The 26680-nt window shown below is 64.0% G+C and carries 29 protein-coding genes and 1 tRNA gene; 13 read left to right on the plus strand and 17 right to left on the minus strand.

What is annotated here, in order from left to right:
- Positions 1-159 precede the first annotated feature (159 nt).
- The gene (locus tag D7316_RS11025) at positions 160-618 is read left to right on the plus strand and encodes a hypothetical protein (protein ID WP_124708284.1); all 459 of its coding nucleotides are present in this window, start codon (positions 160-162) and stop codon (positions 616-618) included.
- A gap of 103 nt (positions 619-721) precedes the next feature.
- Positions 722-794: transfer RNA gene (locus D7316_RS11030), tRNA-Lys, on the plus strand.
- 15 nt (positions 795-809) lie between these two features.
- Here the strand turns inward: D7316_RS11030 and D7316_RS11035 are convergent.
- Entirely contained in the window at positions 810-2045 is a 1236-nt protein-coding gene (locus tag D7316_RS11035; protein WP_124708285.1) for a tyrosine-type recombinase/integrase, read from the minus strand.
- Between the two features lie 191 nt (positions 2046-2236).
- Here D7316_RS11035 and D7316_RS11040 point away from each other — a divergent pair, with 191 nt between their 5' ends.
- Positions 2237-2401, plus strand: a complete 165-nt coding sequence (locus D7316_RS11040; RefSeq protein WP_124708286.1) for a helix-turn-helix transcriptional regulator — start codon at positions 2237-2239, stop codon at positions 2399-2401.
- 868 nt (positions 2402-3269) lie between these two features.
- Here the strand turns inward: D7316_RS11040 and D7316_RS27720 are convergent.
- The 7 genes from D7316_RS27720 to D7316_RS11065 all read right to left on the minus strand — a co-directional run bounded on the left by D7316_RS27720 (position 3270) and on the right by D7316_RS11065 (position 9650).
- A complete protein-coding gene (locus tag D7316_RS27720; protein ID WP_124708287.1) occupies positions 3270-3497 on the minus strand; it encodes an NUMOD4 domain-containing protein in 228 nt (75 codons plus the stop codon).
- Between the two features lie 310 nt (positions 3498-3807).
- On the minus strand, positions 3808-4242 hold the full coding sequence (locus D7316_RS11050) for a hypothetical protein (protein ID WP_124708288.1): 435 nt from the start codon (positions 4240-4242) through the stop codon (positions 3808-3810).
- Positions 4243-5657: 1415 nt separating this feature from the next.
- On the minus strand, positions 5658-6497 hold the full coding sequence (locus D7316_RS11055; RefSeq protein WP_164473771.1) for a phage major capsid protein: 840 nt from the start codon (positions 6495-6497) through the stop codon (positions 5658-5660).
- Positions 6498-7325: 828 nt separating this feature from the next.
- Positions 7326-7475, minus strand: a complete 150-nt coding sequence (locus D7316_RS27115) for a hypothetical protein (RefSeq protein WP_164473772.1) — start codon at positions 7473-7475, stop codon at positions 7326-7328.
- Between the two features lie 278 nt (positions 7476-7753).
- Positions 7754-7939 (minus strand): FDXHR family putative zinc-binding protein, encoded by a 186-nt coding sequence (locus D7316_RS27765; protein WP_456298020.1) that lies wholly within the window; start codon positions 7937-7939, stop codon positions 7754-7756.
- Positions 7940-8536: 597 nt separating this feature from the next.
- Positions 8537-9175, minus strand: a complete 639-nt coding sequence (locus D7316_RS11060; protein WP_124708290.1) for a MerR family transcriptional regulator — start codon at positions 9173-9175, stop codon at positions 8537-8539.
- A gap of 199 nt (positions 9176-9374) precedes the next feature.
- Positions 9375-9650, minus strand: a complete 276-nt coding sequence (locus D7316_RS11065) for a hypothetical protein (protein ID WP_124708291.1) — start codon at positions 9648-9650, stop codon at positions 9375-9377.
- A gap of 229 nt (positions 9651-9879) precedes the next feature.
- Between D7316_RS11065 and D7316_RS11070 the strand changes: the two genes are divergently transcribed.
- Together D7316_RS11070 and D7316_RS11075 are read left to right on the plus strand one after the other, a co-directional pair.
- Positions 9880-10272 (plus strand): hypothetical protein, encoded by a 393-nt coding sequence (locus D7316_RS11070; RefSeq protein ID WP_124708292.1) that lies wholly within the window; start codon positions 9880-9882, stop codon positions 10270-10272.
- Positions 10269-10586, plus strand: a complete 318-nt coding sequence (locus tag D7316_RS11075; RefSeq protein ID WP_124708293.1) for a hypothetical protein — start codon at positions 10269-10271, stop codon at positions 10584-10586. The genes D7316_RS11070 and D7316_RS11075 overlap by 4 nt, the downstream gene beginning before the upstream one ends.
- A 310-nt stretch (positions 10587-10896) precedes the next feature.
- Here D7316_RS11075 and D7316_RS11080 read toward each other — a convergent pair whose 3' ends face one another.
- Positions 10897-11775, minus strand: a complete 879-nt coding sequence (locus tag D7316_RS11080) for a helix-turn-helix transcriptional regulator (RefSeq protein WP_124708294.1) — start codon at positions 11773-11775, stop codon at positions 10897-10899.
- Between the two features lie 150 nt (positions 11776-11925).
- Between D7316_RS11080 and D7316_RS11085 the strand changes: the two genes are divergently transcribed.
- On the plus strand, positions 11926-12870 hold the full coding sequence (locus tag D7316_RS11085) for an SDR family oxidoreductase (protein ID WP_124708295.1): 945 nt from the start codon (positions 11926-11928) through the stop codon (positions 12868-12870).
- Between the two features lie 74 nt (positions 12871-12944).
- Entirely contained in the window at positions 12945-13661 is a 717-nt protein-coding gene (locus tag D7316_RS11090) for an AIM24 family protein (RefSeq protein ID WP_124708296.1), read from the plus strand.
- Positions 13662-13663: 2 nt separating this feature from the next.
- Here D7316_RS11090 and D7316_RS11095 read toward each other — a convergent pair whose 3' ends face one another.
- Positions 13664-14467, minus strand: coding sequence for a FadR/GntR family transcriptional regulator (locus D7316_RS11095; RefSeq protein ID WP_124708297.1), 804 nt, complete (start codon positions 14465-14467; stop codon positions 13664-13666).
- Positions 14468-14640: 173 nt separating this feature from the next.
- Between D7316_RS11095 and D7316_RS11100 the strand changes: the two genes are divergently transcribed.
- Genes D7316_RS11100 through D7316_RS11110 form a run of 3 tightly spaced genes read left to right on the plus strand, consistent with a single transcriptional unit; the run spans position 14641 to position 17530 of the window.
- The gene (locus tag D7316_RS11100) at positions 14641-15381 is read left to right on the plus strand and encodes a (Fe-S)-binding protein (protein ID WP_124708298.1); all 741 of its coding nucleotides are present in this window, start codon (positions 14641-14643) and stop codon (positions 15379-15381) included.
- Positions 15378-16901: a LutB/LldF family L-lactate oxidation iron-sulfur protein gene (locus D7316_RS11105; protein ID WP_124708299.1), complete on the plus strand. Its 1524-nt coding sequence runs from the start codon at positions 15378-15380 to the stop codon at positions 16899-16901. Before D7316_RS11100 ends, D7316_RS11105 begins: the two co-directional genes overlap by 4 nt.
- Positions 16898-17530, plus strand: a complete 633-nt coding sequence (locus D7316_RS11110) for a LutC/YkgG family protein (RefSeq protein ID WP_124708300.1) — start codon at positions 16898-16900, stop codon at positions 17528-17530. The genes D7316_RS11105 and D7316_RS11110 overlap by 4 nt, the downstream gene beginning before the upstream one ends.
- Before the next feature lie 54 nt (positions 17531-17584).
- Here D7316_RS11110 and D7316_RS11115 read toward each other — a convergent pair whose 3' ends face one another.
- Complete coding sequence (locus D7316_RS11115; RefSeq protein ID WP_124711260.1) at positions 17585-18445, minus strand: alpha/beta fold hydrolase; 861 nt, start codon at positions 18443-18445, stop codon at positions 17585-17587.
- Between the two features lie 283 nt (positions 18446-18728).
- Between D7316_RS11115 and D7316_RS11120 the strand changes: the two genes are divergently transcribed.
- Entirely contained in the window at positions 18729-19637 is a 909-nt protein-coding gene (locus D7316_RS11120) for an alpha/beta fold hydrolase (RefSeq protein ID WP_124708301.1), read from the plus strand.
- On the opposite strand, the gene D7316_RS11125 is transcribed toward D7316_RS11120, so the two are convergent.
- From D7316_RS11125 to D7316_RS11140, 4 genes are all read right to left on the minus strand, one after another.
- Positions 19638-20576 (minus strand): copper resistance D family protein, encoded by a 939-nt coding sequence (locus tag D7316_RS11125; protein ID WP_331852566.1) that lies wholly within the window; start codon positions 20574-20576, stop codon positions 19638-19640.
- 21 nt (positions 20577-20597) lie between these two features.
- Positions 20598-21176: a copper resistance CopC family protein gene (locus D7316_RS11130; protein WP_408610000.1), complete on the minus strand. Its 579-nt coding sequence runs from the start codon at positions 21174-21176 to the stop codon at positions 20598-20600.
- Positions 21169-21927 (minus strand): YcnI family protein, encoded by a 759-nt coding sequence (locus tag D7316_RS11135; RefSeq protein WP_124708302.1) that lies wholly within the window; start codon positions 21925-21927, stop codon positions 21169-21171. The genes D7316_RS11130 and D7316_RS11135 overlap by 8 nt, the downstream gene beginning before the upstream one ends.
- 146 nt (positions 21928-22073) lie before the next feature.
- Positions 22074-22604, minus strand: a complete 531-nt coding sequence (locus D7316_RS11140) for a YtxH domain-containing protein (protein WP_124708303.1) — start codon at positions 22602-22604, stop codon at positions 22074-22076.
- Positions 22605-22702: 98 nt separating this feature from the next.
- Here D7316_RS11140 and D7316_RS11145 point away from each other — a divergent pair, with 98 nt between their 5' ends.
- Positions 22703-23533, plus strand: coding sequence for a GNAT family N-acetyltransferase (locus tag D7316_RS11145; RefSeq protein ID WP_124708304.1), 831 nt, complete (start codon positions 22703-22705; stop codon positions 23531-23533).
- Positions 23530-24636, plus strand: coding sequence for an o-succinylbenzoate synthase (gene menC / locus D7316_RS11150; RefSeq protein WP_124708305.1), 1107 nt, complete (start codon positions 23530-23532; stop codon positions 24634-24636). Before D7316_RS11145 ends, menC begins: the two co-directional genes overlap by 4 nt.
- Before the next feature lie 50 nt (positions 24637-24686).
- Here menC and D7316_RS11155 read toward each other — a convergent pair whose 3' ends face one another.
- Both D7316_RS11155 and D7316_RS11160 read right to left on the minus strand, forming a co-directional pair.
- Positions 24687-25430, minus strand: a complete 744-nt coding sequence (locus tag D7316_RS11155) for a GntR family transcriptional regulator (RefSeq protein WP_124708306.1) — start codon at positions 25428-25430, stop codon at positions 24687-24689.
- Between the two features lie 34 nt (positions 25431-25464).
- Complete coding sequence (locus D7316_RS11160; RefSeq protein WP_124708307.1) at positions 25465-26616, minus strand: acyl-CoA dehydrogenase family protein; 1152 nt, start codon at positions 26614-26616, stop codon at positions 25465-25467.
- Between the last annotated feature and the right edge of the window lie 64 nt (positions 26617-26680).

The following is a 26680-nucleotide window of genomic DNA, read 5'->3' on the forward strand; positions in this document are numbered from 1 at the left end:
AGCCGACTTAGCTTAGGACACACGCTGAACAATTCACAAATCAGGTGGTCGGAGCCGGTTTTCGCCCACTTTGGCGCCCCCGCGCGAGCGTACGCGAACGCGCGACTCGCTACGCCACCTTCACCCGAGGCGATTCCGGCTTCATGATATGCAAGAGGGATGGGGGAGCAACTTTTCGTGTGTCCGGCCGACCCGATCGGCGAGCCGGGGCCGAGCGCCCCGTTCGACATGGCGGCGGTCGGTCGCTTCGCGGCGCGCCACCTGCTGCCGGTGCCGGCGGAGGATCTCGACACCGACGACGCAGCGTCCATGGACGATCGCGAATGCCCGACGGCGTATATCGATCCGTCCGGCATCCGCGTCGACATCGGACCCTCGGCGATCGTCTTCCACGAATCCGGCGCCGCGGTCGAGGAGACGGTTTTCGCCGCGCTCAACGAGGTGGGCGGGATCGCGGTCGACCCCGCCCAGGCTCTGGCCGTCAGCTGCGACGACACCTGGCTGGAGTCGGAACTGAGCCCTGTCGACACTCTCGTCGTCGTCGCGACGATCACCGAGATGCGATCCGCGATGCGCACGGGTCCCGACCGATCCGGCATCGTCGACGGCCGGCAGTGAGCACTGCGCACCGTGCGTGGTCCTCCCGAGACCGCGGACGAGGCCGTGCACGATGTCGTCGGACCAGCCTGTAAACTCGTCGTCGCCCTGCTCCGCGGGGCGCGCCCCTTTAGCTCAGTTGGTAGAGCTACGGACTTTTAATCCGCAGGTCCTCGGTTCGAGCCCGAGAGGGGGCACTGCATAAGTCCAGGTCAAGAGAGTTTCGGAACAACCGATAGCGTCCGCGACCCGGTGCCAGTCCGCAGTTGGTCCGCAGTAGATCTCAGAGCGTCCGCGCGAGCACGGTCGAGAGCGTCCGCCACAGTGCCTAGATCGTCGGGCATGAGATGCCCGTACAGGTCGAGTGTCATGGTCGCTGACTTGTGCCCCAGCATCCGCTGAATCACCTTCACGTTCGCACCGGCTGAGATGGCCAGGGACGCGGCAGTGTGGCGCAAACCGTGGGGCACCAACTTGTGCTGACCGATGGTCTTTCGAGCCTCCTGGAATGCGGAACGGAACTCTCCCGAGTTGCGCAGGAATCCACCGGACAGCGACGGGAAGACCAGTGCGTCGGGATCATCGGGCAGTGCCGCCATGAGCCGGTCGGACAGGAACGCAGGCACGGGTACGTCTCTCTCCTGGTGATTCTTCGGTTTGCCCTCCACGAGACCTAGGCCCGCGACCTCGGTCACCGATGACCTCACCCTGATCCGTCCTGGCGTTACGTACTTTGCTCTCAGCGCGACTGCCTCACCGAAACGAATCCCGGTGTAGGCCAGAGTGAGCACGAGTAGCTGATGCCTACCGCAGGCCAGCGCCAGTTGGTTCACGTCAGCATGGGAGAGGTAGACGCGTTCCTCTGACTCCTCGGTATCCCTGGCCAGTTCGATTCCGTCGGCAGGATTCACCGCGATCAGCTTGGAACGAATCGCGAACTTGAACACTGAACTCATGAGTTGGTGAGTCTGCGAGATCCGGGACTCGGACAGTCCCTTGTCTTTCCTTCGTTGGTTTACCCCGGCATCGGTGAGCGAAGAGAACCACTCCTGCAAGGTCAGGTGATCGATCTCCCCTATCGCCACGTCCCCCCACTTCGGCAGAACGACTACGTCGAGGATCGACTTGTACCCCGCATAGGTCTTTGGCTTCACGCTGTTCTTCTTCGCGGCGAGCCAAGAGTCAGCGACGGACCTAAACGAAGCCTTAGCCTTGTTCGGGTCGGTATACGTTCCGGTATTAACCTTCGTAACAACGGAATTGAGATGCTCTTGTGCATCTATCTTGCGCGCGAATGCTTTTGAGTACTCCCTGTTGCCCACTACCCAACGAGCAAGCCAACGCAGACCCGTCCCATGACGGGCGGAGGGCACACGGTTGCCAGTGTCGGGGTCGAGCTTGGTCCACCGGTCGTGCACGCCCTGACGATCGTTCCTCTTCGCGCCCATCGCTAAGCCTCTCACCTGCAACGACGCCGCTACGCAACGGCATCACCTGCACTAATCGTACGCCGAGCGGTGGAACTCCCCCACGCGTGTCACGCCACCCGCGCATAGTGGACGTTGGCCAGTGCGAAAGACGCACGGCAGCAGACGAAGAGAGCGCGTAGAACGTGGATTCAGTTGTTACACAGATGTTCATGAACACAAACCAAGTATCGGCATACACCGGTATACCCGTGGGGACACTCCGGTACTGGCGACATATCGGCGAGGGTCCACCGTCGTTTCACATCGGGCGCAGGGTGGTCTACCGGCGTACTGAGATAGAACATTGGCTGTCCAAGCAGGAGGCACGTGGATGACTCGATCAAAGTTCGGCACTGTGTGCCAACTGCCCTCGGACCGGTTCTCCAAGCGACGTAGAACGCCGCCCTCACCTACGACTTGGGCGTGATCGTGCAGGCTGTCCACCACAAGAGTCACCACAGGCATATGCACAGGCCATCGCGCATGTTCGCAAGCTGTCCCCATCCGACTCACAGGTTCCTGACAGGGTTGTGCACAGTCCGGTTTGATCACAGAGTCAGATCTGCGCAGTCTAATCGTGGGTAGCGGATCACCAGTACAACGAAGCTGGCGACTGGACACGAAGGGCATCGAACAATGGCCGTTGCACACCTGGCGCTTGCACTCGCGGGAATTGCGAGCGTGAGCATGGCTCTTGAGCGGGTCGTCTCAATCCACATAGCGTTACGCAAGGTCCCACCGGGCAAACGGGCAGAGGTGCTGCGCGCACTCGCGACCTGCCTAAGACGCGAACGGCTTCGATGACATTCGCCTACGCTTGTCAGCTACAGCCTGCTCGGATCTGCCAGTCTCATACGCTATTTCATAGTTGGCGAGATCCGTTGACAATAGGTCGATCTCCGCATCAGTCCACCAGTAACTGGGATTCGATGCGCGCGAGCCTCTTTTGGCGTCGTAGACCTTGCCATGCTCACGAGTGCATGCACGGCAGAATCTCTTGACATGACCGGTCTTCGAGGTCCACGTGTAGAGATTGTCACCAGAGTATGGGTGACCGTGTGGACAATGGGTTCTACTTGCGGGTCCGCGTCCGTTGCGGCGTGCATCCCGAATGTTCTCCAATTGCGCTGTCCACCTCAGGTTCTCGGCACGATAGTCAGTCTTCACATCGTTGTAGTGGGCGCACACTGCGCCGTCGAATGGCTACGGTCCGTGAAACGCTCGACACACGGCGTGATGAACCATTAGCTGATGCTTGCGACCATCGCCGTAAACCGGGACGCGCGGATAGCCCTGTCTGTCAATCCTCCGCTTTAGCAGCCTATTTGACTTTGTCGAGAAGACGTGACCGGCAGACGACACGATGTAGCTCGGATAGTCAGGGATGCAACGCCATTCGAGCAGAGATGGAGCCTTGTATTCTGTTGTCATATAGCCTATTTCGAGGATGGTAATGGGATCTACTTGCTATGGGGTTGAGGAGCCGGGGAAAAATGTCCGCAATGGGCGGAGTTGCAGCGGCCCTCGAAAGGGGACCATCCCCCCACCCTTCACTCTGGACCCTCACAGAGGCCTCTCATTGCCTCCCTGCCGGGACAGAACGGGTCCGTCGTCACTCACTACCCGCCACTCAAAACACACCGGGAGAATCGCACTCAGAGCCTCATCGTCTCAGAGCTACACCGCATGAATGTCATTGCGGCACACCGCACTACACGCCGCACAACCACGAATTCCATTGTCACGCACCGGTCCTCAGGCGAAAGAACGCAATTGTCGATGCTGGAGTGGGATTGGCCATCTTCTCTATCCCTTTCACTCCCCGTGCATCACAGACGAATTCATTCAGGTTGCCGTGCACCGGGCCACCTACCCAATCGGCCCACCTACTAGATCCACCATCGCCAATGTACGCGAGGAGTCTGTCGGTTGGCATGTCGACTGAGAACACTTCTCGACTCGTGCCGAACGATGCTGCACCGAAAACTGTTGCGGCATTCGATGACCACGAAAGTCCTTCCGATACAGACTCATCAGTGCTCGCTTGATAGAGCCGAATGGATTCTGTTGGCAATTCGCATGATTCAAAGTCAGATGTTAAACCATCACGTCGAAAGAGATCGATCCATTGTGTATTCGTCAGTGCATCACAGGCTTTGAGATAGAACGAAGGCACTAAGCCTGGGTAGCGCTCTACCTCGATGTGCAGTAGATGGATTGGACGATACGCAATTGGCGTGTCCCGTAGATACTCACGACATCCCGGGCAGCGAGGGCCACCACGGCTCGATGGGGCACACCTGTGTCCTGCAACCGATCCCATCGGTACGGCAGACTCGCAGCGGGTACACCAGGAGTAGTCACTGGGGTAGTGGGCGGACAGACACCATGCACATAGCCCGCGAGCCTGCACTGAATCCCCCTGGCACGACTGGCATTTGATCAGACTGAAATACATTTTGGTATCACCATTTTCCCCATGAACGACCACCGAGCGTGACAGCGGCTAGTGCGCGTAGCTCGACGGAGGGCTGGACGGGGCACACCTGGACATCCGTGAATCCAACTGGGTCACAGACGTACTCGGGGGTACCGATGTGAATCGCCCACCAACTATCGGCGCGTACTTCGGTGAGCCGTGAATGATGCACGCCAGCAATCGTTCTGGCGGCATGAATGCCTGAAACACTTTGCGCCCACCACCGGCTGATGCGGCGAGTACTGCGCTGTCGAGAGAGGGGGACCACGACAAACCCACTCCTACAGTCTCTTCGGTCGCACCTCGGTACAGCACGACCGGCTCTGTGGGTGGCCGGGCAGGCTCAAAGTCCACCGTGTGCCCAGCTCTACGGAACCACCCGATCCACTCAGCGGCATCTGTTGCATTGCAGTCTTTTTCATAGAAGGCGGCGACTAGCCCGGGGTAGTTCTCTATCTCGATGTGGCGCAGATGCAGTGGTCGGGTTTCCCTCGGCTCAACCCACGACATCGGGTAGTTACACCCGGGGCAGCGATCCGACCTACGCCTACCAGTCATGTTCTCTACGTGCATCATTCCCTCTCAAAACAGAAGTAGCGCCCGGTCTCCTCTGCGCTTCCCGGGCGCATGACATGACCAGGACCTGTACGACGACAGGAGGAACACAGAATGGTCGCGCTCAACGGAATTGAATTAGAGCAGAGGAGATCGGGCGTACCCCAGGCCTAGGAGATCAGAGGCGTGGGGAAGTTAGTTGCCCCGGTGCAGCTTTCACCACACCGGGGACTTGTGCTCGTACTGAGCGGGCAGACCTGATAGGGTCCCTAACCGATACCAAACGGTTGAATAACTAGTGCCTTGGCACATTCTACGGGTGCCAAGTACCGGAACGGGCTTGTAGCCCGACTCAATTGAGTCAACCCACTATCCGGCGAGTGGGAAGTGTTGGGAGGGCCACCCGGGGCAGAACGCTCGGGCTGATTCGAATGTAGCTGTCCCCGGGTGGATCTCCGTTGCCATGTGGACAGGTAGCTGTCCGTATCAGTTGCTCCACACTCAGGTTATTGATTTGTGTTTCTTTCTGACACTTCACCTATGGCGAGGTGAAGAACTTAGCTGCCCTGGTTAGACAGTCGCACAATCACATTCGGGTTGACGACTCCAAAGGCGATGCGGGCGCGAGCCTTAACAGCAACCTTGTCCGACACGAAGTAGACAGAGTCATCGCGCTCCACGGTCGTATCGACCCGCATCACTGCAACGAAACCATTCAGGTCAATCGCGTATGCGGTTCCCTGGGGCACACCGGTCGAAACGATCAGCGGCACGCCATTAATCGCGAAACGGGTCGGGACAGTCACGTCTGCCGTGAGGAGTCCTCGGTTGGACCCGGTAGCCTCTTTGAGCTTGGCAAGTGCAGTAGCGTCGGCAGCGTTGACGACGAAAGCTGTTGCCTGCCCCCCGTTTGCAGAGATCACGCCTAGCGCCTCCACGAAGGCATCAAGATTGAGATTTGAGTCAGCGTCCCAATCCACATCTTCGATGTCGGCGTCGAGGAGTCCGGCGGGCGCCGGGGCAGAGGCGGAGCCGAACGCAGCGAGGTCAACCTTGCGGGCGATGGAAGCTGCCAGACCGCGACCGATCACCTCACCGGCCTCAGGCGAAGAGTCTTCCGCGAGTTCTTTGGTGATCACGGAGATGCCCGCCACTTTGACGGGAGTCACTGAGACAGTGTCGAAGTCAGCATCGCTGATCTGAATGTCGTTTCCTTCGGCCACCCACGCGGCACCGGCGTCAGCGGCGACGACGGGAATATCCATCACGTGCGACGAGGTACGAACGAGGGTTGAAACCGGGGCACCAAGCGCTACGGCCTGATCACGCAAAGGCTGTTCAATAAGGTTCCCGAACTCGTGCGGGAGAAAGCCGCTGTTTCCAGCGGTAGTAGTCATGTTAGTCATTAGATGTCTCTCAAATGTGTTTTAGATCAATAGATTTGAGAAGACAGGTTCTGCCTGTGTTCAGTTGTGCCCGTCTAGGGCTTAAAGCGTTGCGACTCCCGTTGTGCGCCTGGCACTTACAGAGTCAGTTCTGCGGCCCGATGATGTCGGACCAATTCGGTTCGGTGCGAGCGGACTTCGTATCGCGCCCACTTGCACCACTCATCACGCGACCCTGGACCCGTGAGGGTAGGTCGGCTCTGATGGATGCTTCGAGGGCACTTAGCCTTTCAGCGTCCACAGATCCATCATCCGTGAACAGTGAATCGATGTCGTCAGTATTCGCCCTGATCGCCCATAGGGGCAGATCCGTTGATTCCCTGAGCCTTCGATCGCGGTCCTCCTGGGTCCGCTTCTGCTCGGCATCCTGAGTGGTCTGCTGAAGATCGGCTAGCTGTGTGTTCGCTGTCTCTAATTCGGCTTGCACAGAGCGCAATTCGGTGCGATACCGTGCCGCCTCTGCCCGTGCATCTTTGAGCGCGGATAGAGCGTCCTCGTGGGAAAGCTCAGGCATCCGAGCCTCCTCGGTTCAAATACCCTAGGCGTAGAACGGGATTCGCGACCCACTCAACAGACGTTGTCTCGTAGATCCCATCGTCGGTAATCTCCGTGACCGTGATCGGTTGTGGGCCAGTAGGAATGTCCACTGACTCGGGAGTGGGCTTCTGGCCATGCTCCCGGCGTTCGTTCACGCTGTCGATGAGATCTCGGAGGTTGTTGAGACCTGTTTCGGCATAGGGGTTGTCAATCATCGTGACTCCTGGTCATCGAATAGTGTTCTTACAGTTCTTCATCCGGCGTGTACTGGTCGACTTCACGGATGAACTGATCGGCTTGCTTGGCTTTGCGGGCGAGGTATGCGCGAGCCTCTTCGGACAGGTCGGGATCATCGAGCTGTTCGTGGGGACGCCGGTACTCTTCGTTGTTCACTGGCAATCGCCGCCTTTCATCCACTGCGCAGGCGTCACTGCACGCGGGCCGTGCTCGGTGAGGAACTGATCGAGCTCATCCCGAAGCTGTAGCGCGTTGGCAGGCGTGAGCATGACCAACCCACAGAGGATCAGGCGTCCATCCCGCTGTTCTAGGTATCTCATAGGGGTTTCCGTATTCTGTTGTGTGTTACTGGCTCTCAGATCGACGGAGAGACGATTACAGCGCGTCCCCGGTACTGAGTGACCGAAACGAGTTGCCGACGCTTAGAACGTCTCTCACGAGAGATGCCATACGCCTTTACTTTTGGTCATCTTCTCCATGACAGCCGGAACGCGACAGGACCGATAGTCTCGGTGCGCGAAGAAGGCACGCTCGTCGGCGAAGTCTTCGCAGCAGTAAACGCAGTGTCGAACAGCAGGATTGAACGGTGTACGGCAGCATGAGATCGGCTTAGTCTTCACCAGTGTGACTCTCTTGGTGTCGGGAACAGCAGGGACTCAACGTCTTCACGGAGTACCCAGATACGCTGTCCTACGCGAACGAACCGAATAGCCAATTGATCTAGTGACTTTCGTGCCGCTGCCGAAGACAGACCCATGATCAGGCTGTACTCAGTCAAAGTGATGTATGAGCGTTGCCACTCGTGGACACGAAGCCTACGCGGGGCGGGCGTGTCGTAAGTGAGGGGTTGGGAGATCATGGTTCACCTCTGGAGGTTTGTAGATGAATGATCAGAAGGATAGAGGGAGAATGTTTTACGACTCTTGTTCTCAAGAGTTGTGATGTCTCCAAGAGTAATTCGGGATGTCTTCAACTTGAATCATAGATTCAAGTCTCGACCCCCTCACCCTTAGCTCTGTTCAGCTTCGGGTGATCGGGAGACTAGGCGAGAGAGACTGGGAGAGATACGTTCTCACCCTCAGCTTCTGACGAGCCACGGTATGATCGGGAGGAAGACTAGTGAGAGTGGCTCTACCAGAGCATGTTTCACTGTTGCTTCTCTTTTAGGTTATCATACGGGTGCCCATACGATGGATTCTCGTAAAGATGCAGTCAGATCACGTCATCGATGCGAGGAGGCGCAGGGACTGAAGCCTGATCTCGGTGAGTTGGTTGAGACGCGCCTGGACCTGTTCGTCATCGTAATGTGAAGCTAGAACATGAATTACACTTCTCCTGAGAACGTCCACACTGCCCTTGGTGTCCGTGCCACGGATCTCCCCGTTGACACGGTAGGCGGAGCCGTCAGCGTCCATGCCGGTCCTGATGCCCCACCCGACGAGGTACCCAAACTCTTTGTCTGCCTGTTCGATCATGGTGAGGTTCATCGGCACTAGCGAGTGTCCGCGTGTATCGGTTCCCGAAGGCACCTTGTTCCGGTTCTTCTCGGATACCGCTGCAAGCCTTAGGGTGAGGATGATCTCGGGCGTCTCCCTGACGAGGTCTGCCAACTGACGGCGAGGGTCAACCTTCTCTGTCGTCTCCTCGGGAACGTTCTTAAGTCCCTTGCGCCTTGCCCTTTCGGACTGTTGCTTGGCATTGAGGAGATCGGCGTGTCGGTAGCGCTTGTGTCCGTCGTCATCGATTCGCGTTGAGACCTTGCCCTCTCGTACCCAACGCGCGATGGTCCTACGGTTGCGTTCGGTTAGGCTGCAAGCCCTTTCGAGTGTGACGAAGTCATCACCAGGTTGAATCAATCCGTCTCCTCAGGGAACAGTGTTCTGACGAGATCGGCTACGGGCCACTGTGAACTCAGGATGCCGTCGTACTGGATGATGACTCGTCGGCCTAGCCCGTTGTAATACTGGGGGTATGGTCGGCCCATCTCGTCTACGACCTCACCGTCTCGGGACACTTTGATCTGTGTGTAAGGCAGAGTGCGCCAGTATCCTCGATTCACGAGATCACCAACTCGAATCGACTGTCGGACAATCTTCGTCCTGTCTTTGTGGTCATGTATCGCTTACGTACCCATCCTTCCGAGATCAGTTCCTCAAGTTGGGATCTCGCGCTGTCGGCGTCTATACCGGCATGGCTGGCAAGCATCCCTAGGCTGGCGACGGTTCGCGTGTGCCTTTGGAACGCAACCCGGCTGTAAAGTGCTGCGGCGACTTCGTTTCCGGCATGCTTGGTCGAAAGGATCTGGCCTAACCAGGCTTCGGGATCGATCATTCTGTTTTTCAGTCCTCGTGTTGACTAGTTCAGTCATACGCCGCTCGCGGTCGGCTTTGGCGAGTTGTCGTGTTCGGCGAGTTGTGTTCGTGTGGGCGTGTCCCTTCCAGATTTCAAATGAATTGTCAATTCAGAGGATTCGGCTGTCAGCGAACACGGGAACAGTGCCCATCGTGCATGACGTTGTGTAGGCAGATCAACGAAACCCGTTGGCATGAAAGGAAAGACGATGCGTAAGACGCTGATTGGATTGTTGCTCTCAGCCCTCATCGGGGCGGTGGCCCTTACTGGGTGCCAGATCCAACCCAAAGATTCGCCTGCGGGCCAGCTAGGCACCACTACGGCCAAAGTCCCAGCAACACAGGAGGAGTCATCCGATGGTTCTCTGCCTGCATCGGGAGTTCTGAAGGTTGGAACGGACATCGATCCCGGAACCTACGGCTACACAATCGATCCCGATGAGCTTTCCGGCATGGGCTACTGGTCTACGTGTTCTGATCCGAACTGTTCCATCGGTGGGTCGTTGATCGAAAACGGAGTTGCCACGGGACCGGGCTACCTAGAGATCGGGTCCGGCGTGGCGTACGTCGAGGTGCGCGCGCTCGTGCTGGTGAAGTCGTGAGCGAGGCGATCAGTCCTCAAGAGGCAGAGTCGTTGGTGGCGGATCTACGCGAGTCACTTACTCGGTCGGTCGACGCGGTACGAGAGCTTGTACTGACGCACGGATACAAGCTCATGGGGTACTCGACGTTTCTCGCCTTCTGGACTGACAACCTGGCAGGGCCACCAAGCTCGGTCATCGTGTTGAGCATGGTCCCGGAAGCTCTGCGCCGGATGGTCGAGGAGGGAGCTACAGACGCGGAGATCGCAGCGGTAGCGGCACTGGACTTGGCGGGGGTTCGCGAGATCAGACAATCGGCTCTCAGAGGGGCGTAGAGCACCCAGAATCTTCGCGGGGTGCATGGGGGTACCCCGACGTGATCCGGTCGGCAGAGGGCAACTCAGGGCCAGTCCGCAGTCAGTCCGCAGTCAGTCCGCAGTAGTTTCGAAAGCCGCCAACACTGGCCAACGCCGACAAACCTCTGACCTGCATGTTTCCAACTTGGCCAACGCGGCCGTTCTGTACAAACTCCCTGGTCAGCGGACTTTTAATCCGCAGGTCCTCGGTTCGAGCCCGAGAGGGGGCACTCTCGACCGGGATCGGTCCGCGCGTCCCGATCGCGCGGGGTCTACACGCGGTCGATGGTCATTCGCCCTTGCGCCCATCGTGATTGAGCTCGGCCGGGCGGTCTGATCGCGACCCGATCACCGACAGCAACCGCAGCTTGTCGTAGCTGTCGCTCCCAGGCGTCGCCGTGTAGACGAGCAGTGCGTGAGACTGACCCGGGTCGAGAAGGGTCTGACAGGTGAGCTCGAGCGCGCCGACTTCGGGGTGGATGAAGTTCTTCACCTCTCGCGGCCGAATGCCGATCTCGTGGTCGTTCCACACCTCGCGGAACTCGTCGCTGCGAGCGAGGAGCAGCTCGGCGAGATCGGCTGCCCGCGAACCGGGCCCCCGCAAGGTGACGACCCCGCGCAGCCCCGAGGCGAACATGCGCGTGAGGAACGGGTGATCGTCGGGGGCGTAACGGTGACGCGTCTCGGGATCGGTGAACCACCGGTACCCGATGCTGCGGGACGGCCCGTCGTAGACGGTCAGATCTCCGGTGAGCGCGACGCCGAGCGGGGTCTGCCTGAGCGTCTCACCGAGTTCGGTGACGATCTCCGCAGGGGTGTCGTCGATGTGGTCGAAGATTCTCAGCATTCCCGGGCTGATGTGCTCGCTGTCCACGCCGCGCGTCGGTGGATTGTGCCCGGCGAGGCGGAACAGATGATCGCGCTCATCGAGCGACAGACGCAGGCCTTGCGCGATGGCGGCGACCATCTGCGGCGACGGCTGGGGTCCGGTCCCACGCTCGAGCCGCGCGTAGTAGTCGGTCGACATGTGACAGAGACCGGCCACCTCTTCTCGCCGCAATCCGCTTGTCCGGCGGCGACGTCCGCGGGGCAGGCCGACGTCTTCGGGTTGCAGCGACTCACGGCGGCGACGAAGGAACTCCGCCAACCCGGTCCGGTCGATGGCCATGACTCCCCTTTCGGTGCTCGTCCATTCATACCGCCGGCACGCGCACGTATCCACGCCCTGTCTGATCCCTGTATCAGTGGATCAGCAAGTCCTGGTTAGGGCCGCGGCCGTGCACGACAGTGGAGACAACCCGATCCCAGGAGCCCGAACATGCCACGCACGAACATCCAGATCGACGTACCCGACCTGCACGGTAAACGCGCCGTCGTCACGGGAGCGAGCGACGGAATCGGTTTGGGGGTTGCCACGAGACTTGCCGCCGCGGGCGCCGAAGTGATACTCCCCGTTCGAAATCCACGCAAGGGTGACGCTGCGGTCACCGCAATCCATCACGAGTCCCCCGACGCCGATGTGTCCCTTCGGCGACTCGACCTGTCCTCGCTCGCCTCGGTCGCCGCACTCGGTGAGACCCTCCTCGGGGAGGGGAAACCCATCCATATCCTCATCAACAATGCCGGCGTCATGACACCACCCGACCGGCAGACGACCATCGACGGATTCGAGCTGCAATTCGGCACCAACCACCTCGGCCATGTCGCCCTGGTCGCCCACCTCCTTCCGCTGATACGCGCCGCCGGCGGGCGAGTGACCTCACAGATCAGCGTCGCGGCGAACAGCGGCAGCATCAACTGGGACGACGTGAACTGGGAACGCTCGTACGACGGGATGGGCGCCTACAGCCAGTCCAAGATCGCGTTCGGCCTGTTCGGAGTGGAACTCGACCGGCGCAGCAGAGCCCACCGCTGGGGAATCACGAGCAACCTCGCACACCCCGGCGTCGCTCCCACCAGCTTGCTGGCCGCTCGTGCCGAACTCGGCCGCACGACCGGCACCCGCGGACGAAGGATGATTGGCGCACTGTCCAGACGGGGCATCCTCGTGGGCACCGTCGAGAGCGCCGGGCTGCCGGCCCTCTATGCCGCCACCATGCCGGGTGCCGAGGGCGGCGCGTTCTATGGACCACGCGGGATCGGACACCTCGGCGGTCCGCCGGGAGAACAGAAGCTCTACTCCAGGCTCCGCCCTGCCGACGATGCGCAGCGCATCTGGCGGGTCTCCGAAGAGATGGCCGGAGTCCGGTTTCCCTCCGAGTGAGGCTCCTGCGAAGCGACGCACGAAAACTCACGATTCTCGAAGCACGCTGTCGGCGCCGACCTTAGAGTTGCTGGATGCAACCGCGAATCGTCGGCACCACCATGCCTGTGCTGGAACTGTCGCTGGAGCCCGGAGAACACCTCATCGCCGAAGGTGGTGACGTGTCGTGGCTTTCGCCCGGCTTCGGCATGGAGACCTCCACCGCGTTCGGGTCCGGAGGCCGAGGCGGTTTCATGAGCGGACTCAAACGATTGATCGGCGGGGGCCAGCTCTTCCTGACCAAGTACACGGCTCCACGCACGGGCGGCTTCGTGGCATTCGCCGCTCAACTACCCGGCGTCATCCGGGAACTGCAGATCGACGCGGCCGACGTCTACATGGTCCAGCAGGGCTCGTTCATGGTGAGTACCAACGACGTCGAGGTCTCGGTGGGACTGCAGAAGAAGCTCGGCGGCGGCATCTTCGGGGGCGCGGGCGTGGTGTTCCAGAAGTTGTCCGGGAACGGTACCGCGTGGGTGCAGCTCGCCGGTGAGATCGTCGAATACGACCTCGCGGCCGGCGAGTCCCTCTTGGTACACCCGGGCCACCTGGCGTTGTTCCGCGCGGAGATGCCGCTCGAGTTCGCCACCGTCAAAGGCGTGAAGAACAAGTTCTTCGGCGATTCGATGTTCCTCGCGCAGATCCACGGTCCCGGGCATGTGTGGCTGCAATCGATGACGCCGTCGAAACTCGCCGCCGCCATCGAACCGTATCTGCCGCGCGATACTTCACCGCCGAGCAGCAGCACCTGACCTCAGACCTCGGACCCGTCCTCGCCTCCCGCCTCCGGTCCGTGCAATCCGGGCAACCGCGAGTACGAATCCCGGATGTGCTGCTCGGACAGCCGGGACGCGAGCTCGGCATCTCCCGCGTCGATCGCCGCCAGGATCCCGCGGTGCTCGTCCATCAGTTGGTCACGCAGTCGAGGCCAGTCGTCGACCTCCTGGAATGCCAAGAGGATTCGGGTGCGCAACGCGTTGCGGATCGCGACGGTCATCGCGGTGACCAACCGATTCCCGCCCGCCTCGGCGATTGCGGTGTGAAACGCGGTGTCGGCGTCGTTGAACGCCGTACGGTCGTCGCCGGCCCCCTCCATGAGCGTCATCGCCCGGAACACTTCGACCAGACGATCCGGGTCGGTCGCGCGGGCGGCCAGAGCCACACTCGACGACTCGAGCGTCACCCGCGCCTCGGTGATGTCGGTGAACGCGAAGTTGGCGAGCGCTATGTGCAGCCGCAGGAACCTGCTGAGCGCCTCGCCCGGCATCGACGCGACGAACGTGCCGGCGCCACTGCCACTCCCGACCGCCGACCGGACCACGCCCTGGGCCTCCAGCACCCGCAGCGCCTCGCGGACGGCGGGCCTGCTGACGGCGAGCTTGGCGGCGAGGTCGCGCTCGGGCGGTAGTGGATCACCGACGGACAGCGAGCCGGACAGGATCTGTTCCTCGATCGCGTCGATGACCAACTCGTAGGTGCGGGTGCGGGTCACCGGCTGCCAGTCCCCTGCCCCGCTGGTCAACCCACCGCGGACGGCCTCGGTCTCGCCAACAGACATGCCACGAACCCTTCCACGAGACCCTGCCGGGTTGACAGGTGACGATGGTCACCCTAGCGTACCGTCATGTGGTCCGACCACAAGAGGTAAGACCACAGAGCCGAGTTCAGCCCAACTTCTGGCGGAGTAGACATGACCACGCAGCCCCACACCTCACCGTGGGTGATCCCGACATGAGGGTCGCCCTGTTCGCCACCTGTTTCAACGACACGATGTGGCCCAACACCCCCAAGTCCACGGTGCTCCTGCTCGAGCGCCTCGGCGTCGAGGTGGAGTTCCCGTTCGAGCAGACATGCTGCGGCCAGATGTTCACCAACACCGGCTACGCCGAGGAGGCGATTCCCGGTGTCCGGCAGTTCGTCGACGTCTTCGGCGACTACGACGCGGTGGTCGCACCGTCGGGCTCCTGCGTCGGATCCGTCCGCCACCAACACGGCGCCATCGCCGACCGGGCCGGTGACCGCGCGCTGAGGTCCGCCGTCGACGCCCTGGTGCCCAAGGTGTACGAACTCAGCGAGTTCCTCGTCGACGTCCTCGGCGTCACCGACGTCGGCGCCTACTTCCCACATCGGGTGACCTACCACCCCACCTGCCACTCACTCCGCATGCTGCGCGTCGGCGACAAGCCACTCACCCTGCTGCGCAACGTGAAAGGCATCGAGCTCGTCGAACTGAACGGCGCCGATCAGTGCTGCGGCTTCGGCGGGACATTCGCCATGAAGAACTCCGACGTGTCGGTGGCGATGGGCTCGGACAAGTCCGCCAATGTCAAGGAGACCGGGGCCGAAGTACTTGTCGCCGGAGACAATTCGTGTCTCGCGCACATCGGCGGACTGCTCACCCGTGAGCGGGCGGGCGTGCGGATGATGCACCTGGCCGAGATCCTGGCCTCCACCGAGAAGGAGCCGGCATGACCCTCACGCACGCCGAACCCGCACCGTCCGGCAAGCCACCGGCAGGTCATCCGCACGTCGGTGTGACGTCGACCTTCGTCGGCATGCCGAAATTCCCGGACGCCGCCCGCATCGAGCTCGCGAACACCACCCAGCGTCGAAACCTGGCCCATGCCACCGGCATCATCCGGGACAAGCGTGCGAGCGTGGTCGGCGAACTCGACAACTGGGAGGAGCTGCGGCTGGCCGCGGAGGCGATCAAGAACCGGACGCTGCGGCATCTCGACGACTACCTCGTCCAGTTCGAGGAGAACGCCACCAAGGCAGGCGCCGTGGTGCACTGGGCCCGGGATGCCGAAGAGGCCAATCGGATCGTCGTCGACCTGGTCCGCGAGACGGGCTCCGACGAGGTGGTCAAGGTCAAATCCATGGCCACCCAGGAGATCGAACTCAACGAGGCACTGCAGGCGGCGGGTATCGACGCCTGGGAGACCGACCTCGCCGAACTCATCGTGCAACTCGGCGACGACTGGCCCAGCCATATCCTGGTGCCGGCGATCCATCGCAACCGCAGTGAGGTTCGCGAGATCTTCCTGCGACGGATGAAAGACGTCGGCCGCCCCGCCCCCGAAGATCTGACCGACGACCCGCGCCGACTTGCGGAAGCGGCGCGACTTCACCTGCGGGAGAAGTTCTTACGTGCCAAGGTCGGGATCAGCGGCGCGAACTTCGCGGTCGCGGACACCGGCAGTCTCGTCGTGGTGGAATCCGAGGGCAACGGTCGGATGTGCCTCACCCTGCCGGAGACGCTGATCTCGGTGGTGGGTATCGAGAAGGTCCTACCGTCATGGGCCGATCTCGAGGTGTTCCTGCAGGTGCTGCCGCGATCGAGCACCGGAGAGCGGGAGAACCCGTACACCTCGATCTGGACCGGCGTCACGCCGGGTGACGGCCCACAGAACGCGCACATCATCCTGCTCGACAACAACCGGACGAACGTTCTCGCCGACGAGGTGGGTCGGGCCGCGCTGCGGTGCATTCGCTGCTCGGCGTGCCTCAACGTGTGCCCGGTGTACGAGCGCGCCGGCGGCCACGCCTACGGCTCCGTCTATCCCGGACCGATCGGTGCGATCCTCACCCCGCAGCTGCGAGGCACATCGTCGAAGGTGGACCAGTCGCTGCCGTACGCGTCGAGCCTGTGCGGCGCCTGCTTCGACGTGTGCCCGGTGCGCATCGACATCCCGGAACTGCTGGTGCACTTGCGCACCCGGGTGGTCGACGAGCATCGCGGCGGCCGGCCGACCGCAGAAGCGGCCGCCTTCAAGGCGATGGCCTGGATGTTCGGCAGCCACAGGCGGCTCGAGGCCGCACAGAAGGCCGCGACCACGAGCAACCGATTCTTCGGGCGCCGCAAGACGATCGGCGCCATTCCCGGTCCGCTCGCCGGATGGAGCTCGGCGCGCGACATCCCGGTACCCCCCGCGGAATCGTTCCGCGACTGGTGGAAACGCGAACGTGGAGAACAGGAGCCGCGGTCATGAGTGCTCGCGAGGAGATACTGGATCGCGTCAGATCCGCGCTCGCCGATGTCGAGAGCTCGGATGTCACGGAGACGCCGATCGATTGGTCCTACGGCCGGCCGGTCGACACCGGCGATCTTCGACTGGTCGACCGCTTCGCCGAGCGAGTGGCGGACTACCGGGCGATCGTCGAGCGGGTCCCGGCAGGCGAACTCGGCGCGACGGTGGCCGCGGCCCTCGCCGAGGTCGACGGTCCGGTCGTCGCCGATCCGACCGTCCGGGGGCGACTCGGCGTGGACCTGAACTGGCGCGACGACGACGGCCTGTCCGCCGCGGACCTCGATTCCGTTGCGGCGGTGGTCACGACGGCCGCGGTCGGCATCGCCAACACCGGCACCATCGTGCTCGATCACGGAGTCGGACAAGAGCGGCGGGCCGCCTCGCTGGTCCCCGATGTCCACGTGTGCATCGTCGACGCCGAGCAGGTCGTCAGTGACGTTCCGGAAGCGGTCGCGCGGCTGATGTCGCAGGGGTCGAGTGTGCGCCCACAGACGTGGATCAGCGGTCCGAGCGCGACCAGCGACATCGAGCTCGATCGCGTCGAGGGTGTCCACGGCCCGCGGACCCTGCATGTGATCATCGTCGGGTGATCGGTGCCGGCGGTTCGTCGCCGGATGTGTGACCGTCACTCCGGACGAGCGAGCTCAGGCCTCGATCGACACCTCGGACGCCGCGTCGACGGCCTCGATGAACGGCGGGATGAACCACTGCGCACCGAGCACGCAGCACGCGTGTCCGCCGTCGACCTCGAAGCGACGCGCGCCCGCGATCCCGTCGACGAGTAGTTCCTGGCGTGCCGGCTCGACCACACGGTCGCGGGTCGACACGACCACCGAGGTCGGGACGTCGATCTCGGCCAACCATTCGCGCGAGTCGAAGACGCCGAGGCCGTCGCCGAAGTGACCCATGTGTGACAGCGGAGTCGACAGGAACTGACGCATCGCCCATACCGTGGTGTGCACCGAGGTGTCGTCGAGCCGGCCGACCCGCGGACGCGGCAGCAGCTTGTCGACGGCGGTGAGGACGCGCCCGGTCCGGCGGGATTGCGCGCGCAGGCGGGGGTCGCGGGTACTGAAGTAGGGGCCCGTCGAGCACAGCACCAACCCGGTGACGCGCTGCGGATGCCGGCGCCAGACCAGTTGGGCGATGCCACCACCCATGGAGAATCCGGCCGCGGTGAATCGGTCGATCCCCAGTTCGTCGGCCAGGGCGACCACATCGTCGGCGCAATCGTCGAGGGAGAACTCCGGTGACCGGATTCCCCGGCCATGCCACCGCTGATCGAGGGTGATCACCCGGTACCGCTTGTTCAGCTCGGGGATGACCGGGTACCAGCACAGCAGGCCGGTGGTGAGCACCGAATGCAGCAGGAAGACCACGGGCGCATCCCGTGGCCCCGAGTCGGTGACGAACAGCGGGCCACGGCCCGGCAGATCCACCATCGTCCCGGCCGGGATGTCGCGAGCCGGATACGGGCGCAGCACATGGCCGAACGCGCGGACCATGCCGCGGGCGAAGTCAGCTCTCACAATCACGACGGTACGCGGGTCTCGTTGAGAATTGCCTGTGCTCAGCAGGTCAGCGGTAGTCGATCACCATTCGGCCGTCGATCTTCCCCTCCTCCATGCGGCCGAAGGTGCCTCTCGCGTTTCGACGGATACCGACCACCCCAGTCTCGACCGACCGACGACGATGACATGCCGGATTCGCCGAAGCGGGTGGCCACCGGGCATGACCGGAGCGAGGGGGTCGGTGACGCGCACCACACGATCGTGGGATGCTCGAAGCATGATGGACATCGACCGTCCCAAGATCGAGGGCTCCGTCGCGGTGGGCGACGGACGACGACGCATCGGTTTCGCCGAGTTCGGGTCGGCGACCGGTCGCGCCGTGTTCTGGTTGCACGGTACTCCCGGGGCCCGGCGTCAGATCCCCACCGAGGCCCGCGCCTTCGCCGCGGAGAACGGCGTCCGCATCATCGGACTCGACCGGCCCGGCGTCGGGTCGTCGACGCCGTATCGCTATCGCGACGTCGCGCATTTCGCGACCGATCTGGAAATGGTCGCCGACTCGCTGGGCATCGCCGAGTTCGCCGTCATCGGCCTCTCCGGCGGCGGTCCCTACGCACTCGGCGTGGCGCACGCCTTTCCGCAGCGGGTCGTCGCCGCCGGCATCCTCGGCGGAGTGGCGCCCACCGTCGGACCCGACGCAGTGGCCGGCGGGGCGATGCGCATCGGGCAACTCGCGGCCCCGGTCCTCGGTGTGGCCGGCGCCCCGATCGGGAAGGTGGTGAGCACGGTGCTGAGCGTGGCCCGCCCGGTGGCCGATCCCGCGATCTCCCTCTACGGCCGCCTGTCACCCCAAGGGGACCGAGAGTTGTTGTCACGCCCAGAGTTCCGAGCCATGTTCCTCGACGACCTGCTGCACGGCGGATCGCGGCGCATGGCGGCCCCGTTCGCGGACATCGTGGTGTTCTCCAACGACTGGGGCTTCCGTGTACCGGAGGTGACCGTCCCGGTCCGGTGGTGGCACGGCGATCGCGACCACATCATTCCCTACGCGCACGGCGAGCAGATGGTGGCGATGCTTCCCGACGCCAAGCTGTTCACCATGCACGGCGAGAGTCACCTCGGTGCCCTCGGCATGTCGATCGACATCATCACCGAACTGCTCGCCGTCTGGGACCAACCGCGCTGATCAGGGAGCCGTGGTCGACAGCCCCACGGCGAGACCGAGCACCACGGCCATCACCACGAGCTCCGCGACGGCCAATCGGATCGATGTGGCTTCCGGTGCCCGATGCCGGGTCACGGCGGGCACCCATCGCGCACGGTGGCGCGCGCCGAGCGCGACCAGCGCAGCCATGCCGATCACCTTCGCCAACAGAATCCGTCCGTAACCGGAGTCGAGCAGGTTCGCCACCCCGCCGACCTCGATCAGACCCGCGATGACACCGGTCGCGGCGATCACCACCACCGCCCACAGCGCACGTGCCGAGAAGATCGGCAGCGCGGAGGCCCAACCGTTGCGGCCGCGGATGGTGACGACCATGGCGGCGAGGGTGCCGCACCACCAGGCGGCCGCCAGGGCATGCGCCCCGACGAGCACCGGCCCCATGGCCTGCTGGCTGGGGTGACCGGTGATGGACAGCGCGAGCAGACCGATCCCCGCGAGGATCGCGAAGATCGTGGCGGGTGGATCGATACGGCCGGTGAGTTGCGCCGCTACGACGCCGACCACCAGTGCGGCGGCGACCAGCGCGACGAGTTCCGGGGCGCCCGCCCCGACGGTGTCGGCGAACTGACCGACGGTGACCGACGTCGGTGACTCGCCCGCCTGATCGGCGGTCCGCAGCCACGCGGAGACGAGCGCCGCGACGAACCACAGACCGCCGGCCACACCCATCAGACGCACCGACGGCTCGAGCCCGAGTCCCGGCGATGCCCCCAGCCCGATCAGCAGCACCGTCGCGCCGACCGCGACCGTCGACGGGACGGCCAGGGCCTCGGGACCGTCGGGGGCGGCGAGCACCCAGCACAGCCCGAGACCGACGAACATCGCGAGCAGCGCGCCCGGGACGGCGACATCGCGAAGACGCGAATCCCCTTCCCGCGCACGACCGCCCGCGATGCTCATGTCAGCACGCGCCGATCACTGTCACGACGACCGCTTGTCGGTTCGCCGGGTCAGCCACAGCACCACGCCGAGGCCGCCCGCCAACACGACGATCGCGCCGACGATGAACGGCCACAACGGCAGGCCGTCGCCGCCACCGGACGCGGTGTTCTCCACGGCCGGTCCGGGCGTCCCGGTGCCCGCGGTCGCCAGCTCGAATGTACGTTTCCCCTCGACGGGATGGCCGTCGGCCGAGGTGACGCGGTAGTTGAGCGTGTAGGTGCCGGCCGGCCCGAGCTCGCGCAACGGCACGCTCAGCCGGGGTCCGGTCACCGTCGCCGTACCGTCCTGCCAGTAGTGGTCGTCGGGACCGACGACGGTCAGCACCGCGAACGACTCCTGCAACGGCTCGTTGAAGGTGATGGACACCTGCTGCGGACCTGTCTGGACGGTCGCACCGTCAGCCGGATCCGACGACTCAACCCGGGAATGAGCCGACGCGATGGGCGCCGCCACGGCACCGATCACGCCGGTCAGGAGCATCCCGACGACGACCGCGACAACGGTCCGCCACGACCGGCGGCCCCGCATCGTCCGGCCACAGTTCGTCCGACTACGCATCGTCCGACTTCGCATCATCACCGCGCGGGGTCGTATCGCCCGCGCCGCCCTGACCGCCGCGTCGCCCACTGCGCGTCAGTGCGGCGACGCCGAACACCGCGCCCAGCGCACCGATGAGGAGGCCGACGCCACCCAGCCACCGCGCCGCGGTGTCACTCGTCGAGTCCGATGCGGACGCCTCGGTCGTCTCGGTGCTGCCGCCGTGGGTCGCGCCGCCGCCGTGATGGTCGGCGCCTTCCTCGGCCGCCGGCAGGGTCAGCGTCGGTGCCGGGTGTTCGGGTTCCTCGCCGTCGGTGCCCATCGGTTGCGACCAGTCCACCTTCTCGCCGTCGGCGTAGGTCTGGGTGGCGGGCAACGACACACTCTCCTGCTCGGGGAACGGGCCGCCCGAGATGCGGAACTGGGCGAACTCGCCGATCGGCACGCCCGGGCTACCGGGCAGTGCGGTCCACGTGATGGACGTGACCTCTTCGGTGGCGGGGTCCTTGACCACCGTCGACTTCCAGCCGGACATCACCTCGGGGCGCGCCGACTTCAGCTTCGGCAACGTCACGGTCAGTTCGGTGGTGGCGGCGGTGTCGGATTCGTTGGGCACCACCAGGGTCACCACGCCGTAGCCACCCTGCGACAGGGTGGGTGCGTTGGCGGTGACGTGGGCGGATGCCGTGCCGACGCCGGTGAGGGTGGCTGTCGCCGCCATCGCCAGAGCTGCGGCGGGCACGGCTAGTCGCCGGATCATTGTCTTCTTCATGCTGGTCTTCCTGGTTCGGGTCACGCCTCACGGCGTGCGCTGAGTCGGCCGCGCCTGCCGATCATCCGATGCTCGATGGACGGACCGGCGGTGCGCGGGTGTCCACCGCACCGGCGTCTGAGGCAGGGGCGGCGGAGGAAACGGCATCAACTCAGGACAGGCGGACCGCGCACACCGGTGCCACCGACGACGGGACCGGCCGGCACCCACGGATCGGCCCAGCGGATCGGCAGCACAACGGGGGCCGGGGCGATCGGTGGCGGCGGGACAAGGCGCCAGATGGTCGAGGTGAGGATCGCCAGCAGACTCGACGCGACGACGATGAGCACGGCACCGAGCGGAACAGCGACCAGGTGGGTCAGCAGCATCGGCAGCACCGCGTCGTGGTGCATCGCCATCGGCGGTTGACCGACCGTGAATGCCAGGTGCGAGCCGATCTGGGCAGACGTCAGCAGGCCGGTGACGAAGACAGTGTCGGTGGTCGTGGTCCGGCGTCGGCCGCCGCCGAGGACAGCCGCGACGAGCGCACCGATGCCCGCGCTGAGCAACAGTCCGGACGGGCCGGGCATCGAACCCGAGCCCAGACCGTGCGCGGCGACCGCGACGACGGGGACGACGACCGCTGCCGCGACGCGCGTGAGCACGTCGGGCGAGCGATCGTGCGTCGCGGGACCCATGGCTGCTGATCCTAGTGCCGTCTGATCTCGATGCCGCCGCCGACCGTGCTTGCCCCGAGTCGGCACGCGCTCACCGTCCGCGGTGAAAGAATGGCGTCATGCCGCATACGTCGACGGGTGTCGAGATCCGCGAGCTCACCACTCCCGACGATCTCGAACAGCTGACGAGAGTCTTCGACGACGTGTGGCATCCCGATCCGGGCAATCGGCCGGTGAGCGTCGACATGTTGCGGGCCCTGTCGCACGCCGGCAACTATGTGGCGGGCGCGTACGTCAAGGACCGTCTCGCCGGTGGCAGCGTCGGCTTCTTCTCGGCACCCGTCGGCACCGCGCTGCACAGCCACATCACCGGTGTCTCACGGATCGGCCGGGGCCACAATGTCGGGCACGCCCTGAAGCTGCATCAACGTGACTGGGCGCTCGCGCGCGGCCTCACCGCGATCACCTGGACGTTCGATCCGCTGGTGGCGCGGAACGCGTACTTCAACATCGGAAAGCTCGGCGCGGTCCCGGTGGCCTACCACCGCGACTTCTACGGGGAGCTCGGCGACGAACTGGCGGGCGCCGACGAGAGCGACCGCCTGCTCGTGTCCTGGGCGCTCGACGCCGCCGCCCCGACCCCGCCCGCCCGGACCGCCGACGACCTGTTGGCTGCCGGTGCGCAGAGCGCGATACGGGTCGTCGACGACGAGCCGCAGGCGATCGCGGACATCGACCCCGACGCACTGGTGGTGATCCCGGTTCCCCGCGACATCGAGGCATTGCGCCGCACACAACCGGTGACCGCGTCGCATTGGCGAATCGCATTGCGGGACGTGCTGTCCCCGCTGTTCCCCACCGATGTCGCCGCATCCACTCGCGACACGGGATTCCTCCGCTCCGGCCACTATGTGGTCGCGCCGGCCCCGGACGCGCGCCAGGGCTCATGAAGGTCACCGGCGTCGAGCTCCGACGTGTCGAGTTGCCGCTGGTCGGCCGGTTCCAGACGTCCTTCGGGACGGAGACCGCCCGCAACGCCCTGCTGATCCGGGTCGTTTCGTCGTCGGCCGAGGGGTGGGGCGAATGCGTCGCGATAGACGATCCCATCTACTCCTCCGAGTACACCGACGGCGCCATCGACGTGATCCGTCGATTCCTCGTGCCGCCGATCGTCGCCCACGACGTCCGCGCCATCGACGTCGCACCGAGGCTGACCCACGTCAAAGGGCACCGGATGGCCAAGGCCGCATTGGAGACGGCGATCCTCGATGCCGAGTTGCGCTGTGCTCGAATGCCTCTGGCCGACCGCCTCGGCGGGACCGCGGCGACGGTCCCGGTCGGGGTGTCGGTGGGTATCGCGGCCTCGATCCCCGAACTGTTGGAGGAGGTCGGCGGGCACCTCGAATCCGGCTATCGCCGAATCAAACTGAAGATCGCACCCGGCTGGGATGTCATCCCGACCCGGGCTGTGCGAGAGCGTTTCGGCGACGAATTGTTGCTCCAGGTCGACGCGAACACCGCGTACGGCCCGGGCGACCTGCGGCACCTGGCCATGCTCGACGACTTCGATCTGCTGCTCATCGAGCAACCCTTCGACGAGGAGGACCTCACCAGTCACATCCGGCTGCGCGAGGTCTCGACCACACCCGTCTGTCTCGACGAATCGATCGTGTCGGCACGGGCCGCGGCAGATGCGATCCGGCTGGGCGCCTGCGACATCGTCAACATCAAACCCGGCCGGGTCGGCGGCTACCTCGAGGCGGCACGCATTCACGATGTGTGTGTCGCCCATGGCATTCCGGTCTGGTGTGGCGGCATGTTGGAAACCGGGATCGGCCGCGCCGCCAATCTCGCGCTGGCCGCGATGCCCGGTTTCACCCTGCCCGGTGACATCTCCGCGTCCGAGCGCTATTTCGCCCGCGACATCACCCGCCCGTTCACCGTCACCGACGGGCGGATGGCGGTGCCCACCGGACCGGGGATCGGCGTGGAGCCCCTCGACGACGTCCTGGCCGAGTTCACCACATGGAGCGAGTGGATCGTCGGCCCCTGATCCGGCCGGTCGGTGATCGGGTCGCGACGTCGGCGACCGGGTCCCGGCGGTCAGGTCGTACTACGTCGCAGGGTGACCCGGTAGGTGTAGTGCTCGGGTAGGAAATAGCTCACCGCGAGTTCGACGGCGTTGCCGTCGGCGTCGCTGTAGAGGCGGTCGACCCGCAGCATCGCATGCCCCTCCGGGCAATTCAGCTGGGCGGCGACCGACCCATCGGCCGACGACACGGTGATCGATTGCGCTGCTTCCGCGATCGGCACACGCAGGTGCGGCTCGAGCAGACCGATCATGGTGTACGCGCTCGTCGCCCCGGCCGCGACCTCGGGCTTGTCGATCACGAGCCGGGCCACGTGCTCCGGCCAGCACACCGTTGTCAGCACGAAGGGCACGCCATCATGAAAGCGTCGGAATGCCATGCGGTACACCAGATCCGTGTCCAGGCGGAGCCGCCCGGCGGCCTCCAGATCGACCTGACGTCGCGGTGCCGACACCACCTCCATCGTGGTGTCGTCCGACAGGTTCATCAGGTCTTCGATGGACCCCAGTTGCCGGAGGTAACGTCCACCGCTCTCGGTGGCGAACGTCCCGCGACCGGGCACGCGATACACGGCCCCCTCTGCGACGAGATCCTGGAAGGCACGGCGTACGGTCTGCCGGCTCAGTCCGAACTCGTCGGACAACTCGGACTCGGTGGGCAGACGTACGCCCCCGCGATAGAGGCCCTCGGCGATCTGCGCGCGCAGAGTCCCGGCAAGGGCCCGGTAGGCCGGCTCGGCGAGATCACGGTGAGTCATCGCGGAAATCCTATCCGGCGACCGCGGTCGCCGGTCAGATCCCGCCGCGGTTGACGAGTTGGGCGGCGATGACGTTGCGTTGGATTTCGTTGGTGCCTTCGCCGACGATCATCAGGGGGGCGTCGCGGAAGTAGCGTTCGACGTCGTACTCGGTGGAGTAGCCGTAGCCGCCGTGGATGCGCACGGCGTTGAGCGCGATCTCCATGGCGACCTCGGAGGCGAACAGTTTGGCCATCCCGGCTTCCATGTCGCAGCGTTGGCCCTTGTCGTATTGGTCGGCTGCATGCCAGGTCAACTGGCGGGCGGCGGTGAGTTTGGTGGCCATGTCGGCCAGGTAGTTGCCGATCGACTGATGTTTCCAGATCGGCTGCCCGAACGACTCGCGTTGTTGGGCGTAGGCCAGCGAATCCTCCAACGCGGCGGTGGCCACACCGAGTGCGCGACAGGCCACCTGGATACGCCCGGTCTCCAGGCCCTTCATCATCTGCGAGAATCCGCGCCCCGGGGTGGTGCCCAGGATCGCCGAGCGGGCGATGCGGTAGCCGTCGAAGGACAGTTCACACGTCTCGACCCCCTTGTAGCCGAGTTTGGGCAGGTCCCGCGACACGGTCAGGCCGCGACCGTGTTCGACCAACACGATGGAGATGCCCCGATGCTTGGGCTGTGCGGCCGGGTCGGTCTTGCACAGCAACGCGATCAACCCGGATCGGCGGGCGTTGGAGATCCACGTCTTGGAACCGCTGATCACCAGATCGTCCCCGTCGACCCTGGCCACGGTCGACATGTTCTGCAGGTCCGACCCGCCACCGGGTTCGGTCAACGCCATCGTCGCACGCATCTCACCGCTGGCCAGCCGCGGCAGATAGTGCTGCTTCTGCTCCTCGGTACCGAACAACGTCAGCAACTTGGCGACCACCGTGTGACCACCCATCGCGCCGGCCAGACTCATCCACCCCCGCGCCAACTCCTGGGTCACCCGCGCATAACACGGCATCGACACCGGCGAACCCCCGTACTCCTCAGGCACCGCCAACCCGTAGATCCCGATCTGCTTCATCTGCTCGATCCACTTCTCCGGGTACTCGTTGTCATGCTCGACGTCGCGAACCGTCGGCTTCACATCACGATCGACAAACGCGCGCACGGTGTCGACGAGGAACGACTCTTCGGCGTTCAGGGTGCTCATGAACCCACCTCACACAGGAAGCACTACATTTACTGGACATTTGTACGGCCATATTCCTGGGGAC

Source organism: Gordonia insulae (genome assembly GCF_003855095.1).
Lineage (GTDB): Bacteria > Actinomycetota > Actinomycetes > Mycobacteriales > Mycobacteriaceae > Gordonia > Gordonia insulae.